A 13,202-nucleotide genomic window follows, 5' to 3' on the forward strand; every position below is an offset into this window, starting at 1 on the left:
CCCGCCGAGCACGGCCGGCCGCAGGTCGGGGGCCGAGGCGGTGGCGGGCGCGGGCGCCGGCCGCAGCGAACGGGCGTCGCCGTCGGTGCGCACCCAGACGGTCAGCGGCAGCCCGGCCAGGCCGCGCGCGCACTCGTCGAGGTCGAAGACGGGATGGTGGGCCGTGATGAGGCAGGTGGGACGGCCGGTCTCGGCCACCAGCCCGGCGGCGAAGTCGAGGAAGGTGGCCGCGTTAGCGGGCCCGGAGTAGGCGCGGAACAGCAGCGGCCCGCCGGGGATCAGCGCGTAGGCGAGATGGAATCCGAAAGGCGCGGCCGGGAAGGACGAACGGGGGAGAAGGGCACTGACATCCACCAGTCCCCCGCGCATCAGAAGCGCGTCCTGTTCCCGTGCTTTCTCTTTTATGTACGCGTAACGCTGTTTCCACAATCGGGCCGAACCGTCCGGCCACGTGACGAGAGAGTGACGCGGCCATAAACCGAGTGAACGCAGTAGACGGCCGATGCTGGTGAGCGTCAGCGAGACGCCGTGGTCACGGGTGACGAGCTCGTTTACGAGTTCCCGCGTCCACAACCGTCCTGTCAAGCCCGCTGACTCCGGGCCGGCCAGCAGCGCGGTCGCCAGGTCGTGCAGCCCGTCGGGCGACAGCGCCGACGGCCGCCCCTGCAGGGGGCTGGCCTGCAGTTTCTCCGGGCCCGAGCGGGCCTGGCGGAGCCATTCGTAGACCGAGGATCGGGACACACCCATGTTCCGGCTCACCTGCGCGACCCGCTCGCCCGCCTCGACCCGGGTCACGGCGGTGGTGCGCAGGGAGGCGAGGAACGCCCGTCCGTCCACATCCCGCATTCGATGCGGACGGCTTGTCAAATCTTTGTCAATGACCGTGTAATGATCCACGTGCGACCAAATAACACGAATTCAGCCAGTATGCAAACATTCGTCTCAGTAATTGAGTCAGGAAACCTGACACAAATAGGGGCCGTCCCGGGGAGGCGCCCAGATCAGTGCCGCAGTGGGTGGGTAATCACCGTCCGGAACCGGGCTTTCGGTCCAGGCGAGATGGGCATGACCTGAGAAACCTGCACTGATTAGTCCCGTGAACACGTTTGCTGGTGGTCAAGTTGCTCTGTCACGTCTATGCTCCGTTTGACGCACTTGATCGAGGCGTCGGTTTACGCACCGTGTTAGGCGAGGAGCACAGTGCCCGAGAAGATCGCTCAACGCGTTCGAGCCGCTCGCCTGCAGAGAGGGTTGTTGCCATTCCAAGTGACGTCCGAACTGGATGCCGACTCGATCGAACGGATTGAAAGCGGAGACCTCGAACCGACCGCGGCCATGATCAGGATCATCGCGCGAGGACTCCAATGCTCCCCCCTGTGGCTGACCGACGGACTTGACCCGCACACCATCGCGGGCCTGCGGGCCGAAGCGGCCAAGGCGGGCGGCGCGCTGGCCGAAGGCCGCTTCCCCGAGGCGAGAGACCGCTACGCGGCGCTGCTCCGGCAGCCGTCGCTGGGCATGGTCCCCGACCTCTGGCGGCAGGCCGAACTCGGCCAGGCCCAGGCGGCCGAACGCGAGGGCGACCTCCCCCAGGTGATCACCCGCGTGACGCGACTGCTCGACTCCCACCTCGACGAGCCCTCCGAGACGCTGGCCCGGTCGAGTGGCCACTGGACGCAGTTCGTCGACTACCGCGTCCGGCTGGCGACCGTGCTGTGCCGCTGCCACCTCGAAGCGGGTGACATTTCGGCCAGCGTGGCCGTGGGCGAGAGCGCGCTCGACCGCGAGATCGGCGCGGCCGGCTGGACCTCCAGCGTGATCGAGCTCGGATGCGCCCTCATCGCCACGTACGGAGAGCAGGTCGACCTGCATTCCCACCCGGAAGAAGCCGGGCATGGTTCGCATCTGCGATTGCATCTGCTGCTGAGCGAGCTGACGAGTGCCGCGATAGAGCTCGGCGAGCCCCGCGGACGTATTTCGGTCGCTTGGCAGAACGGAATCGCGGCGGCGAGGTCGGGATTAGCGCCGACCGCACGGGGCCTTTTCGAGCAGGCCCTATCCCTCTACGGCGCGGGCTACCACGACCCGCTCGGCCTGGCCCGCCTGCGGGCGACCATGGCCGGCGAGCTCATCAGGGCCGATCCGGCGACGGTGGAGGAGCTCTTCCCGCTGCTTCAGCGGGCCCAGACCGAGCTGGCCGACGCGGCGGCCGGGATCGTCGACAGGGGGTCCTGCGCCCTCGCGCTGGCCCGTGCCGACGTCGTCAGGGGCGATCCGCACCAGGCGATCGACCGCGCCAACGAGGTCGTCAAGGCCGTGGGAGAGACCGCCGCGCTGTTGCACGTCCACGCCTCGGAGGTCATCGCCGAGGCGCACCTGCGGCTCGGCGAGACCTGGGAGGCCGAACAGGCCCTCGTGGCCGCCGCCGAGCGCTGGGAGACGATGACCTCCCGCGAGCGGGCCTCGGCGATGTGGATGCGGGTCGCCGACCTCAGGATCCGGAGCGACGACCCCGACGGTGGTCGAGCGGCCCTGGACCGGGCGCTCGCAGTGATGGCGGTCTGAGCCCGCGCAGCAGGTCGGCGGGCTCGCGCCCCAGATGCCGCAGCACGCAGCACATGTGCGAGAAGACGGCCTCGGCGCGCGGATAGCGGTCGGTCGAGGCGGCACGCGCGTGCGCCTCGAAGGCGGCGATCAGGGCTTCGGGGTAGTCGGCCAGGTAGACGCCGGAGATGCGCGGCGCGAACATCGACAGCTCGCGGTCGAGCTGCCAGTAGTAGGACACCAGGTCGGTGAGCGGCTCACATGCCTTGACCAGGTCGTCGTGGTTCTCGAAGCGGGGCACCGGGTGGTCGTGGTCGCAGACGGGCACCTCGTCGATCGGCACCACCTCCGGCCGTCCGGTGTCGAGCGGCACGTCGGGGAACTCGATCTCGTTCTCGCCCCCGCTCTCCAGGAGGATCCGGCGGGCCGTGGCCAGCGGCGGATAGCCGAGGGTCAGCCCGCGCACGGCCCTGGGGAGCTCGGTGAAGGCGTCCATGCCGGCGAAGGTGTGGTTGGCGGGTGATTCCTTGCGGTGCGACAGCAGGCCCCAGGCGGCCGTCTCGGCCGCCTCCGGGGGCAGCACGTCGCGGTAGTAGGCCACGAGCGCGTCGAGTTCGAACAGCTCCCCGTACGTCTCCTCGCGGCCTGCGGTGATGTGCAGGGCGTTGCCGTCGACGCGTTCGCGGTGGTACTCCAGCCCCACTCTGCGGGCCCGGATGCACCAGGCCTGGGCCTCGTCGAGGGGGAGGGTGAACCGGCCGAACGGCTTGCGCCCCGACAGCAGGGCGCCGGCGATCCAGCGTTCACTCCATGCGGTTCCGTCGTAAGGAGAGGGATCGGCGAGATCTCTTAGTAACCCCTGTGAAAGGATCTCGTTCCACGGGCTCACTAGAGAACTTCTGAATCCATTCATGGCGGGTCCGGTGAAATCCCAGATCCGGTATCCGTGCCAGACAGCCAGTATCCGGGTCCAGGCGCCGAACTCGCTTTCCGCCCGTTGTCCGGCGTAAAGGCCGTGTAATGGGTTGCCGAAGTCGTCCTGGAAGGGCCCGGGTTGGACCCGTCCTGCGGGGCTCACCGGTGTTCGATCATCAATTAGGGGCGTCCAGCCGCGCACGGGGCCGGGCCTCCTTTCCGCCATAGGGATTGTCAGGCTCCCCACCGGCACCTTCAGAAGCGCGCCGAAACCGAAAAGAATTTTGCCCGATCAACGATCGGTCGCGCAATGCACCGAATTACCCAAGGTGGGCATTTTGCGCTGCACGTGCATCTTCGCGTGCGTTTGAAAGTTACTTTCCCTTATGTGCGGGCCGTATTCACCCTTGGGGGGTGGACGCCAGGTGCTCGCGCAGCACCCGCCGCTGCGTCGGCAGCGCCTCGGAGTGGCGGATGCGGCCGGCGTCGGTCAGCGTCACGAAGACGCCGCGGCGGTCGTCGGCGCACATCGAGCGGAGCACGAACCCCGCCTTCTCAAGGCGGGCGATCAGCCGGGACAGCGCGCTCTGGCTCAGACTGACCCCGGCCGCGAGCTCCTGCACCCGGAACTTCCCGTCGGCGCTCAGGCATACCCCCTCGACCAGACGGTCGAGGACCTCGAACTCGCTGACGCCGAGCTCGTGCCGGTCTTGGAGCTCCCGTTCCAGGTCGGAGACGATCGCGGCGTGCCTGGCGGACAGTTCACGCCAAGTCGTGACCACCTCGTTGTCGGTCATCGTGTCCACTCCTGCTCTCCCTGCGCGGCACCATAGCACCCCGTACAAGCATATGCAAACGCATTAAATGCTTGTGCATTGAATGCATGTGCATGTAATGTCGCCGTCCATGATGTCTACTCGTGAGGGCCGCTGGGGGGCCTCCCTTTGGGGCGTCCTCATCGTGCTCTGCACCGTCGTCTTCCTCGACGGTCTCGACGTTTCGATGGTCGGCGTCGCGCTGCCGTCCATCCAGGCCGAACTCGGCATGTCGACCTCGGCGCTCCAGTGGGTGGTGAGCGGGTACGTCCTCGGTTACGGCGGCCTGCTGCTCCTCGGCGGACGGACCGCCGATCTGCTGGGACGACGTCGGGTCCTGCTCGTCGCGCTGGCCGTGTTCGCCTTCGCCTCGCTGCTCGGCGGGATCGTCGACAACGGCGCCCTGCTCATCGCGGCCCGGTTCGTGAAGGGCATGTCGGCCGCCTTCACCGCGCCGGCCGCACTGTCGATCATCACCACGACCTTCGCCGAAGGGCCCGAGCGCAACCGGGCCCTGAGCATCTTCACCGCCTGCGCGGCCAGCGGTTTCTCCCTCGGCCTGATCCTGTCGGGGCTGCTGACCGAACTCGGCTGGCGGTGGACCTTCCTGATGCCCGTGCCGGTCGCCATCGCGGCCCTGGTCGCGGGGGCCCGCCTGCTGCCCCGCTCGGAGGAGCGCGGGGAGGGCGGCTACGACCTCTTCGGGGCGCTCACCATCACCTCGGGCATGCTGCTGCTGGTCTACACCGTCGTCGAGGCCCCCGAGGTGGCCCTGGGGCGGACCGTCGCGACCGGGCTCGTCGCCGCCGTGCTGCTGGCCCTGTTCGTCTGGTGGGAGCTGCGGACCAAGCACCCGCTGGTGCGGCTGGGCATCCTGCGGTCGGCGCCGCTGCGCCGGGCCAACCTCGGGCTCGTCATCCTCTTCGGCTCCTACGTCGGCTTCCAGTTCGTGGCCATGCAGTACTTCCAGAACATGCTCGGATGGTCGGCGCTGGCCACCTCGCTCGCGTTCCTGCCGGCCGGGCTGCTCGTCGCGCTGTTCTCCACCCGGGTCGGGTCGCTGGCCGACCGGTTCGGCACCCAGAAGATCGTGCTGGCCGGGTCGGTGTCGCTGGTGCTGGCCTACCTGGTCTTCCTGAACATCGACATGGACCCGTCACTGTGGCTGGTCATCCCGGGGATGCTGCTGCTCGGCGGCGCCTTCGCGCTGGCCTTCCCCTCCCTCAACATCCAGGGCACCAACGGGGTCGCCGACGCGGAACAGGGGCTCGCGTCGGGGCTCATCAACACCTCCGGCCAGGTCGGCGGGGCGGTCGTGCTGGCCATCGTGACGGCCACCTTGACCTCGGGCGCCGGGGGCGGCGACCCGCTGGGGTCGACGCGCGCCGCGATCGTCATCTCGGCCGTGTTCGCGCTGATCGGACTGGGGATCTCGATCACCGGAGTGGTGGCCGGGAGGAGGCGGCGTACACCCGCTGCGGAACAGGTTCTGGAGGTTGTGTAGCAGATCATATTTGCGCAGGTGAAGGTAGTATGCCGCAATGAGCCTGCCCACTTTTGAGCAGATCCGCCAGGCCCCCAAGGTGCTCCTTCACGATCACCTCGACGGGGGCCTGCGCACGGAAACGATCATCGAGCTGGCCCGCGAGACCGGCTACGACAAACTGCCCTCCACCGACCCGGCCGAGCTCGACGCGTGGTTCCGCGCGTCGGCCGACTCCGGGTCGCTGGAGCGCTATCTGGAGACCTTCGCCCACACCGTGGGCGTCATGCAGACCCGTGAGGCGCTCGTCAGGGTGGCCGCGGAGTGCGCGGAGGATCTCGCGAACGACGGAGTGGTCTACGCCGAGGTCCGCTACGCCCCCGAGCAGCACACCGAGCGCGGGCTGTCCCTCGACGAGATCGTCCAGGCGGTCAACGAGGGGTTCCGGCTCGGATCCGAGGGGCGGGGGATCCGGGTCGGCGCGCTGCTCACGGCGATGCGGCACCAGGCCCGGTCGATGGAGATCGCCGAACTGGCGGTGCGCTACCGCGACGTCGGGGTCGTCGGCTTCGACATCGCCGGGGCCGAGGCCGGCTATCCGCCCACGCGGCACATCGACGCCTTCGAATACCTCCAGCGCGAGAACGCCCACTTCACCATCCACGCCGGTGAGGGCTTCGGGCTGCCGTCGATCTGGCAGGCCATCCAGTGGTGCGGGGCCGACCGGCTCGGCCACGGCGTCAGGATCATCGACGACATCGCCGTCTCGGGCGAGGACGCCAAGCTGGGCAGGCTGGCCGCCTACGTCCGCGACAAGCGGATCCCGCTGGAGATGTGCCCGACGTCCAACATCCAGACCGGGGCGGCCGAGTCGATCGCCGACCACCCGATCGGGCTGCTGCGCCGCCTCCAGTTCCGGGTCACCGTCAACACCGACAACCGGCTGATGAGCGGCACCACCGTCACCAAGGAGTTCGCGCAGCTCGTCGACGCCTTCGGCTACGACTGGGACGACCTCCAGTGGTTCACCGTCAACGCGATGAAGTCGGCGTTCATCCCCTTCGACGACCGGCTGGCGCTGATCAACGGCGTGATCAAGCCGGGGTTCGCACAGTTGAAGTGGCGCGCATGACGTTCCGTTCGAAGACGGCCTGGTTCTTCGGCTGGGCCTGGCTCGTGTTCGTCGTGGCCAACACCGTCGAGCTGATCGTGCGGGGCCGCCTGCCGTCGGCGCTGGTCGTGGGGGCCGTCCTCGGCTTCGTCACGTGGATGACCTACCTGCTGGCGCTGCGGCCGGCGACGATCACCGAACAGGGCGGGGTACGGGTCCGCAACCCCTTCCGCACCGCCTACCTGCCGTGGTCGGCCATCGACGACGTCACCGTGACCAGCGCGATCACGATCACGTCCGGCGACCTGACCGTCCGGTGCTGGACGCCGATGCCGACCGCCCGCGAACGGGCCAAGAGCCTCCGGCAGCAGAACCGGCAGGTCAAGCGGGGGCGCTACCCGACGTCCGAGCCGACCCTGACCAAGGGCGAGCGGGCCGCCCGCGAGGCCATGGCCGGCCGCACCCACGCCGACTGGGTGGCCGACGAGATCAAGGAGCTCGCCACCGTCAGGAAGCGCGAGTCCACCGGCGAGCCGACCGTGACGTGGGCGATCGACGCGTTCGCGGCGACGGCGGCGTTCCTGGCGCTGGTCGTGGCGACGATCATCGTCCTCTAGAGGGCGAGGACCTCGCGCAGGTCGGCCTTCAGCGCCTCGATCTGGTCGGCCGCGGCCGACCGGGTCTCGGCGATCTCGGTCACCGGGAGCACCAGTTCCAGGTAGCACTTCAGCTTCGGCTCGGTGCCGCTCGGCCGGACCACCACCCGGCCGCCGCCCGACAGCCGGTAGCGCAGGCCGTCGGTTGGGGGCAGGTCGGGAGAGCCGGCCGCCAGGTCGTCGATCGACTCGACGGTCCGGCCGCCCAGGCGGGCCGGCGGCTTCGCCCGCAGCCGCGCCATCGCGTCGGTGATCTGCGCCAGGTCGTCGACGCGGAAGGAGAGCTGGCTCGTGGCGTGCAGGCCGTAGCGGACGGCCTGGTCGTCGAGCAGGTCGATCAGGCTCAGCCCGCGCTGCTTGGCCTCGGCGGCGATGGCCGCGACGGTCAGCGCCGCCCCGATGCCGTCTTTGTCGTGGACCGGCAGGCCCTCGTCGGAGCCGACGCTGTACCCCAGCGCCTCCTCGTAGCCGAACACCAGCCCGCTGCCCGCCTTCATGATCCACTTGAAGCCGGTCAGCGTCTCGCGGTGCCGTACGCCATGGGCCTCGGCGATCCTCCCCAGCAGCGACGACGAGACGATCGTGGTGGCGACCAGTCGGTCGGGGGCGCTCGTCGACCGCAGCACGTGCTCGGCCAGCAGGCCGCCGACCTCGTCGCCCGTCAGCATCCGGAACACGCCGTCGGCCTGGCGCGCGCCCACGGCGCAGCGGTCGGCGTCGGGGTCGTTGGCGATCACCAGGTCGGCGCTGACGGCCGAGGCGGAGGCCAGTTCGAGGGCCAGGTCCATGGCCCCCGGCTCCTCCGGATTCGGGAACGCCACCGTCGGGAAGTCGGGGTCGGGCCGCGACTGGGCCCCCACGCTCATCGGCGAGGTGAACCCGGCCAGCATGAACGCCTGCCCCAGCGTGGTTCCGCCGACGCCGTGCAGGGGCGTGTACGCCACCCTCAGGTCGCGCGCCGCCCCCAGCGGCAGAGCGGTCACCGCCTCGAGATAGGGCGTCAGGATGTCGCGGGCCGACAGGGTCGTCCACCGCTCGCCGAGCGGGAGTTCGTCGACCCGCCCGGCGGCGTCGATCGCGGCGGAGATCTCCGAGTCGACCGGCGGGATGATCTGCGCGCCGTCGCTCCAGTAGACCTTGTAGCCGTTGTCGCGCGGCGGATTGTGCGAGGCCGTCACCATGACCCCGGCGTCGGCCTTCAGATGGCGGACCGCGAAGGCCAGCACCGGAGTGGGGAACAGCCCGCCCATCAGGCTCACGGTGAGGCCCGCGCCGGTGAGGACGGCGGCGGTGTCGCGCGCGAACACGTCGGAGTTGTGCCGCGCGTCGTACCCGACGACCACGTGACGCCCCGGGCCCAGCACCGCCGCCAGCCCGGCCGCCGCGCGCATCACGGTCACCCGGTTCATCCGGTTCGGGCCCGCGCCCAGTTCGCCGCGCAGGCCGGCCGTGCCGAACTCCAGCTTCGCGCCGAACCGGTCGGCCAGGCCGTCGTGGTCGCCCGAGTCGAGCAGCGACTTCAGTTCCGCCCGGGTCGCCGGGTCGGGGTCCTGGCCGAGCCACTCCCGCGCGCGTGTGGTCAGATCGTTCATCGCCGTCCCCGAATTCAGAGCTTGCCGACGACCTGGCTCAGCAGGCCGCCCATCCGCTGCGCGGTGGCCCGGCCGACCTCGAGGACCTCTTCGTGGTTCAGCGGCTCCCCGACGAGGCCGGCGCCCGGGTTGGTGACCAGCGACAGCGCCAGCACCTCGGCCCCGCACTGCCGGGCCGCGATGGCCTCCAGCACAGTCGACATGCCGATCAGATCCCCGCCAAGGGTGCGGAGCATGCGGATCTCGGCCGGAGTCTCATAAGTCGGGCCGCGGAAGGCGACGTACACCCCCTCGGCCAGCGACGGGTCGGCCTCCCGCGCGAGCGCGCGCAGCCGCTTGGAGTAGACCTCGGTGAGGTCGAGGAAGGTCGCGCCGGTCAGCGGGTTGGCGCCGGTCAGGTTGATGTGGTCGCTGATCAGGACCGGGTCGCCCACGTTCTGGGTCTCGGGCCGCAGCCCGCCGGCGGCGTTGGTCAGCACGACCACCCGAGCCCCGGCCGCGCAGGCGGTCCGGATCCCGTGGACGACCGGCTCGACGCCGAGCCCTTCGTAGAGGTGAGTGCGGCCGAGGAAGATCAGGACGTGCCGGCCGTTGGGTGCCTTGACGGCCCGGATCCGCCCCGCGTGGCCCTCGACGGCCGGGGGAGCGAAACCGGGCAGATCGGTCGAGGGGAACTCGGCGAGTGGCGCACCGATGGCGTCGGCCGCCGGCACCCAGCCGGAGCCCATGACGAGAGCCACGTCGAACGCGTCGACTCCCGTTTTCGCGCGCAGCGCGGACGCCGCGTCGGCGGCCAGGGAAAATGCGTTACTCACGCTCCTGAGCGTACAAGTCAGTCACCGAGGGACTTACAGGGACGGGCACGCAGTTCGTGGACGTAGTCATCAGGGGCCCCCGCCTTCTCGGCCGCGTCGGCGATGATGCCGAGATAACGCGCCGCGGGAAGCCCGCCCTCATAGGAGTCGACCACGTAGAACCAGGCCAGCACGTCGCCGTCGAGCGTGGCCACCCGCAGCCGGATCTTCGTGTAGAGCCCGAGGTCGAGGCCCGTCCAGCGGTCGAGCGACGGTTCGTCCCACTCGGGCACGTCGTAGAGGACGACGAACACCTGCGAGCCCTCGTCTTCGACCACGGTCGCCAGCGGGCCCTCCCAGCCGACGTCCTCCCCGCCGAAGGTCAGCCGCCAGCCGGTCAGCCAGCCTGTTCCCCTCATCGGCGAGTGTGGCGCCCGCTCGGCCATCTGCTTCGGGTCCATGTTGCTGCCATAGGCGGCGTATACAGGCACCGCATCAGCCTAAACCAAGATCGCCCGCTGGACCGGCCGTGGCGGTTCCACGTAGTCGTGCCGTTACACCTCTTCGGGTGCGGGAGAATGGGACATGTGACAAGGATCGTGATCATCGGCGGCGGCCCCGGCGGATACGAGGCGGCCCTGGTCGCCGCTCAACTCGGTGCCCGGGTCACCGTGGTCGAGGAAGAGGGGCCGGGCGGCGCGTGCGTGCTGACCGACTGCGTCCCGTCCAAGACCATGATCGCGACCTCGGTCCGCAAACAGGCCCTCCTCGACGGCGCCTCGCTGGGCGTCCACTTCACCGGCGGCTCCGACGGAGACGTCGGCGGCGCGGTGGCCGACATGCCGGTCGTGAACCGGCGTGTCAAAGAGCTGGCCCGCGCCCAGTCGGCCGACATCGCGGCCCGCCTGGCCGCCGAGAACGTCGAGGTCGTCCGGGGCCGCGGCCGCCTGATCGAACCCGGCACCGTCCGGGCCGGCGACCGCACCATCCGCGCCGATGTGGTCATCGTCGCCACCGGCGCCACCCCCCGGGTCCTGCCCGGAGCCGAGCCCGACGGGGAGCGCATCCTCACGTGGCGGCAGATGTACGACATCGACGAGCTGCCCGAGAAGCTGATCGTCGTCGGGTCGGGGGTGACCGGCGCCGAGTTCGCCGGCGCCTACATGTCCCTGGGCTCCGAGGTGACCCTGGTCTCCTCGCGCGACCGCATGATGCCCAACGAAGACGCCGACGCGGCCGAGGTCCTCGAAGAGGTCTACCGGCGGCGCGGCATGAACGTGATGGGCCGCTCGCGCGCCTCCTCCGTCAAGCGCACCGCCGACGGCGTCGTGGTGACGCTCGAAGACGGCCGCACCGCCGAGGGCACCCACTGCCTGATGACGGTCGGCATGGTCCCCAACACCTCGGGCATCGGCCTGGAGGAGAACGGCGTCCGGCTCGACCGCAACGGCTTCATCGAGGTCGACAAGGTCTCCCGGACCTCCGCGCCCGGCGTCTACGCCGCCGGCGACTGCACCGGCGTGCTCATGCTCGCGTCGGTGGCCGCCATGCAGGGCCGCATCGCGGTGTGGCACGCCCTGGGCGAGGCCGTCCAGCCGATCCGGCTCGCGACGGTGGCCTCCAACATCTTCACCGATCCCGAGATCGCGGCGGTGGGGGTGACCCAGAAGCAGGTCGAGAACAAGGAAGTCGACGCGAAGGTCGTGAAGCTGCCGCTGGCGACCAACGCGCGGGCCAAGATGCAGGGCTTCCACGACGGCTTCATCAAGATGTTCTGCCGGCCCAACACCGGGATCATCCTGGGCGCGGTCGTCGTCGCTCCCCGCGCGTCGGAGCTGATCCTGGCGCTGTCGGTGGCGGTGCAGCACCGGCTGACGGTCGACCAGCTGGCTCACACGTTCGCGGTCTATCCGTCGCTGTCGGGGTCCATCACCGAGGCGGCACGGCGACTGATGTCGCCGCTGACGGCGGGAATCTAGTCACTGCGGGAGAGTTCCCCGGCGCTTGGTCGGGCGGCCGCCGCCGCCCGACAGTTCGGCATATCGGCCTGGGCCGGAGCCTGACGCCGCGGTCCGGGGCGGTTCAGCGGGGGAGGACTGAGCGGACCCGCTGCAGCGCCTGCCTCCCGTGGTGCACCGCTGCCGCGGCCGCGTGGAGTTCCTCCGGGGTCCGGGCCAGGTAGAGGGCCTGCTTGGCCGCCTCGTAGGCGTCGAGGGCGGCTCGCCAGTCGTGGCTGGGGCCGCTCACCGCGTTGACCTTCATGTCGAAGTCGAGGGTGTCGATCTCCTCACCGAAGCGGGTCACGTCCTCCTCCGCCACGCGGCGGGCCATGGTGAAGTTGGCGTCGCTGCGGCGGGTGCGCTGGTGGCTCAGACCCCAGACGATCAACGTCAGGCTCAGGCCCAGCGCTCCGGCCAGGATGATCAGCAGGGCGGGCGACATGCCCAGGATCCGCGACGGCAGCTGGCGGCTGGCCGGGGCGGGCGTCGGGTCGTCGCCGGTCTCGGGCGACTCCTCCGGCGGCGTGAACGAGACGCCGGTCGGCAGGTCGGCCGGGGTGCCCTGCGCCCCGGCGAGGTTCAGGTCGTCGGCCTGGACGAAGCTCGTCTTCTCGACCACCGCGCCGGTGAAGTCGGCGCCCTGGAGTTCGGCCTGGGTGAACTGGGCCTCGGTCAGGTCGGTCTGCTTGAAGACGGCGTGCTGGAGCTGGGCCTGGCCGAACTCCGCCTCCTTCATCTTCGCCCGGGAGAAGTCGGCCGTCCGGCCCTTGACCTGGCCGAGTTCGGCCTCGTTCAGGTCGGCGCCGACGAGCTTGGCGTTGGTCAGCGTGACCTGGGTCAGGTTGGCCCTGGTCATGACCGCGTCGGTCAGGTCGGCGTGGGGGAACTCGGCCTGGCCGGCCTCGACGTCGACCAGGGTGGCGCCGCGCAGGTTGGCCTGCTTGGCCCGGAGCTGACCCAGGTCGGCGGAGGTCAGGTCGGCGCCGCGCAGGTCGGCGTATTCGAGGTGGGCCTGGGTGAAGTCGGCCTCCTTCATGGAGGCGTCGCGGAGGATCGCGCCCGTCAGGTCTTTCTGGGTGAAGTCGACCTCGTCGAGCTTCGCGCCGGTGAGATCGGCGCAGCGCAGGTCGCTGGGGAGCTGGCGTCCGTTGGTGAAGTCGGCGCCGCGGAGCTTGGGGCCGGAGCCCTTCTGGCAGGGCGCCGCCGCGGCGTTCGCGGCGGTGGCGGGGACGAGGACCAGCGAGAGGGCGAAAGATAAGGCGACGAGGGCACGCACGGGAAACAGCCTCCTG

Annotated in this window: 12 protein-coding genes; 5 read left to right on the forward strand and 7 right to left on the reverse strand. The window is 70.1% G+C overall.

Translation table 11 applies throughout. From position 1 onward, the window contains the following. A partial coding sequence (locus FDA94_RS13445) for a helix-turn-helix domain-containing protein (RefSeq protein WP_170990919.1) occupies nt 1-837 on the reverse strand: 837 nt, incomplete at its 3' end. 498 nt (nt 838-1,335) lie between these two features. Here FDA94_RS13445 and FDA94_RS13450 point away from each other — a divergent pair. After that, nucleotides 1,336-2,565, forward strand: a complete 1,230-nt coding sequence (locus FDA94_RS13450; RefSeq protein ID WP_137247407.1) for a hypothetical protein — start codon at nt 1,336-1,338, stop codon at nt 2,563-2,565. Here the strand turns inward: FDA94_RS13450 and FDA94_RS13455 are convergent. Beyond that, on the reverse strand, nt 2,492-3,433 hold the full coding sequence (locus tag FDA94_RS13455; RefSeq protein ID WP_137247408.1) for a hypothetical protein: 942 nt from the start codon (nt 3,431-3,433) through the stop codon (nt 2,492-2,494). The two genes, FDA94_RS13450 and FDA94_RS13455, sit on opposite strands and share 74 nt — an antisense overlap. A gap of 427 nt (nt 3,434-3,860) precedes the next feature. After that, a complete protein-coding gene (locus FDA94_RS13460) occupies nt 3,861-4,256 on the reverse strand; it encodes a MarR family winged helix-turn-helix transcriptional regulator (RefSeq protein ID WP_137247409.1) in 396 nt (131 codons plus the stop codon). A 109-nt stretch (nt 4,257-4,365) separates the two neighbouring features. Between FDA94_RS13460 and FDA94_RS13465 the strand changes: the two genes are divergently transcribed. Genes FDA94_RS13465 through FDA94_RS13475 form a run of 3 tightly spaced genes read left to right on the forward strand, consistent with a single transcriptional unit; the run spans nt 4,366 to nt 7,485 of the window. Further along, nucleotides 4,366-5,778 carry an MFS transporter gene (locus FDA94_RS13465; RefSeq protein ID WP_246059843.1) on the forward strand — a complete coding sequence of 471 codons (1,413 nt, stop codon included), beginning with the start codon at nt 4,366-4,368 and terminating at the stop codon, nt 5,776-5,778. 37 nt (nt 5,779-5,815) lie between these two features. Next, nucleotides 5,816-6,889, forward strand: coding sequence for an adenosine deaminase (locus tag FDA94_RS13470; protein WP_137247411.1), 1,074 nt, complete (start codon nt 5,816-5,818; stop codon nt 6,887-6,889). Beyond that, nucleotides 6,886-7,485 carry a PH domain-containing protein gene (locus FDA94_RS13475; protein WP_137247412.1) on the forward strand — a complete coding sequence of 200 codons (600 nt, stop codon included), beginning with the start codon at nt 6,886-6,888 and terminating at the stop codon, nt 7,483-7,485. The genes FDA94_RS13470 and FDA94_RS13475 overlap by 4 nt, the downstream gene beginning before the upstream one ends. Here the strand turns inward: FDA94_RS13475 and FDA94_RS13480 are convergent. The 3 genes from FDA94_RS13480 to FDA94_RS13490 are packed head-to-tail and all read right to left on the reverse strand — an operon-like array spanning nt 7,482 to nt 10,401. After that, nucleotides 7,482-9,116: a phospho-sugar mutase gene (locus tag FDA94_RS13480; RefSeq protein ID WP_137247413.1), complete on the reverse strand. Its 1,635-nt coding sequence runs from the start codon at nt 9,114-9,116 to the stop codon at nt 7,482-7,484. The two genes, FDA94_RS13475 and FDA94_RS13480, sit on opposite strands and share 4 nt — an antisense overlap. Before the next feature lie 14 nt (nt 9,117-9,130). Beyond that, a complete protein-coding gene (locus tag FDA94_RS13485; protein WP_137247414.1) occupies nt 9,131-9,931 on the reverse strand; it encodes a purine-nucleoside phosphorylase in 801 nt (266 codons plus the stop codon). Between the two features lie 17 nt (nt 9,932-9,948). Continuing rightward, entirely contained in the window at nt 9,949-10,401 is a 453-nt protein-coding gene (locus FDA94_RS13490) for a gamma-glutamylcyclotransferase family protein (protein WP_083976717.1), read from the reverse strand. Nucleotides 10,402-10,497: 96 nt separating this feature from the next. On the opposite strand from FDA94_RS13490, the gene FDA94_RS13495 reads away from it, so the two are divergent. Further along, entirely contained in the window at nt 10,498-11,889 is a 1,392-nt protein-coding gene (locus FDA94_RS13495) for an NAD(P)H-quinone dehydrogenase (RefSeq protein ID WP_137247415.1), read from the forward strand. Nucleotides 11,890-11,992: 103 nt separating this feature from the next. Here the strand turns inward: FDA94_RS13495 and FDA94_RS13500 are convergent, their stop codons facing one another. Next, the gene (locus tag FDA94_RS13500; protein ID WP_137247416.1) at nt 11,993-13,186 is read right to left on the reverse strand and encodes a pentapeptide repeat-containing protein; all 1,194 of its coding nucleotides are present in this window, start codon (nt 13,184-13,186) and stop codon (nt 11,993-11,995) included. Nucleotides 13,187-13,202: the final 16 nt, after the last annotated feature.

The sequence above is a fragment of the Herbidospora galbida genome (assembly GCF_005233835.1).
Taxonomy (GTDB): domain Bacteria; phylum Actinomycetota; class Actinomycetes; order Streptosporangiales; family Streptosporangiaceae; genus Herbidospora; species Herbidospora galbida.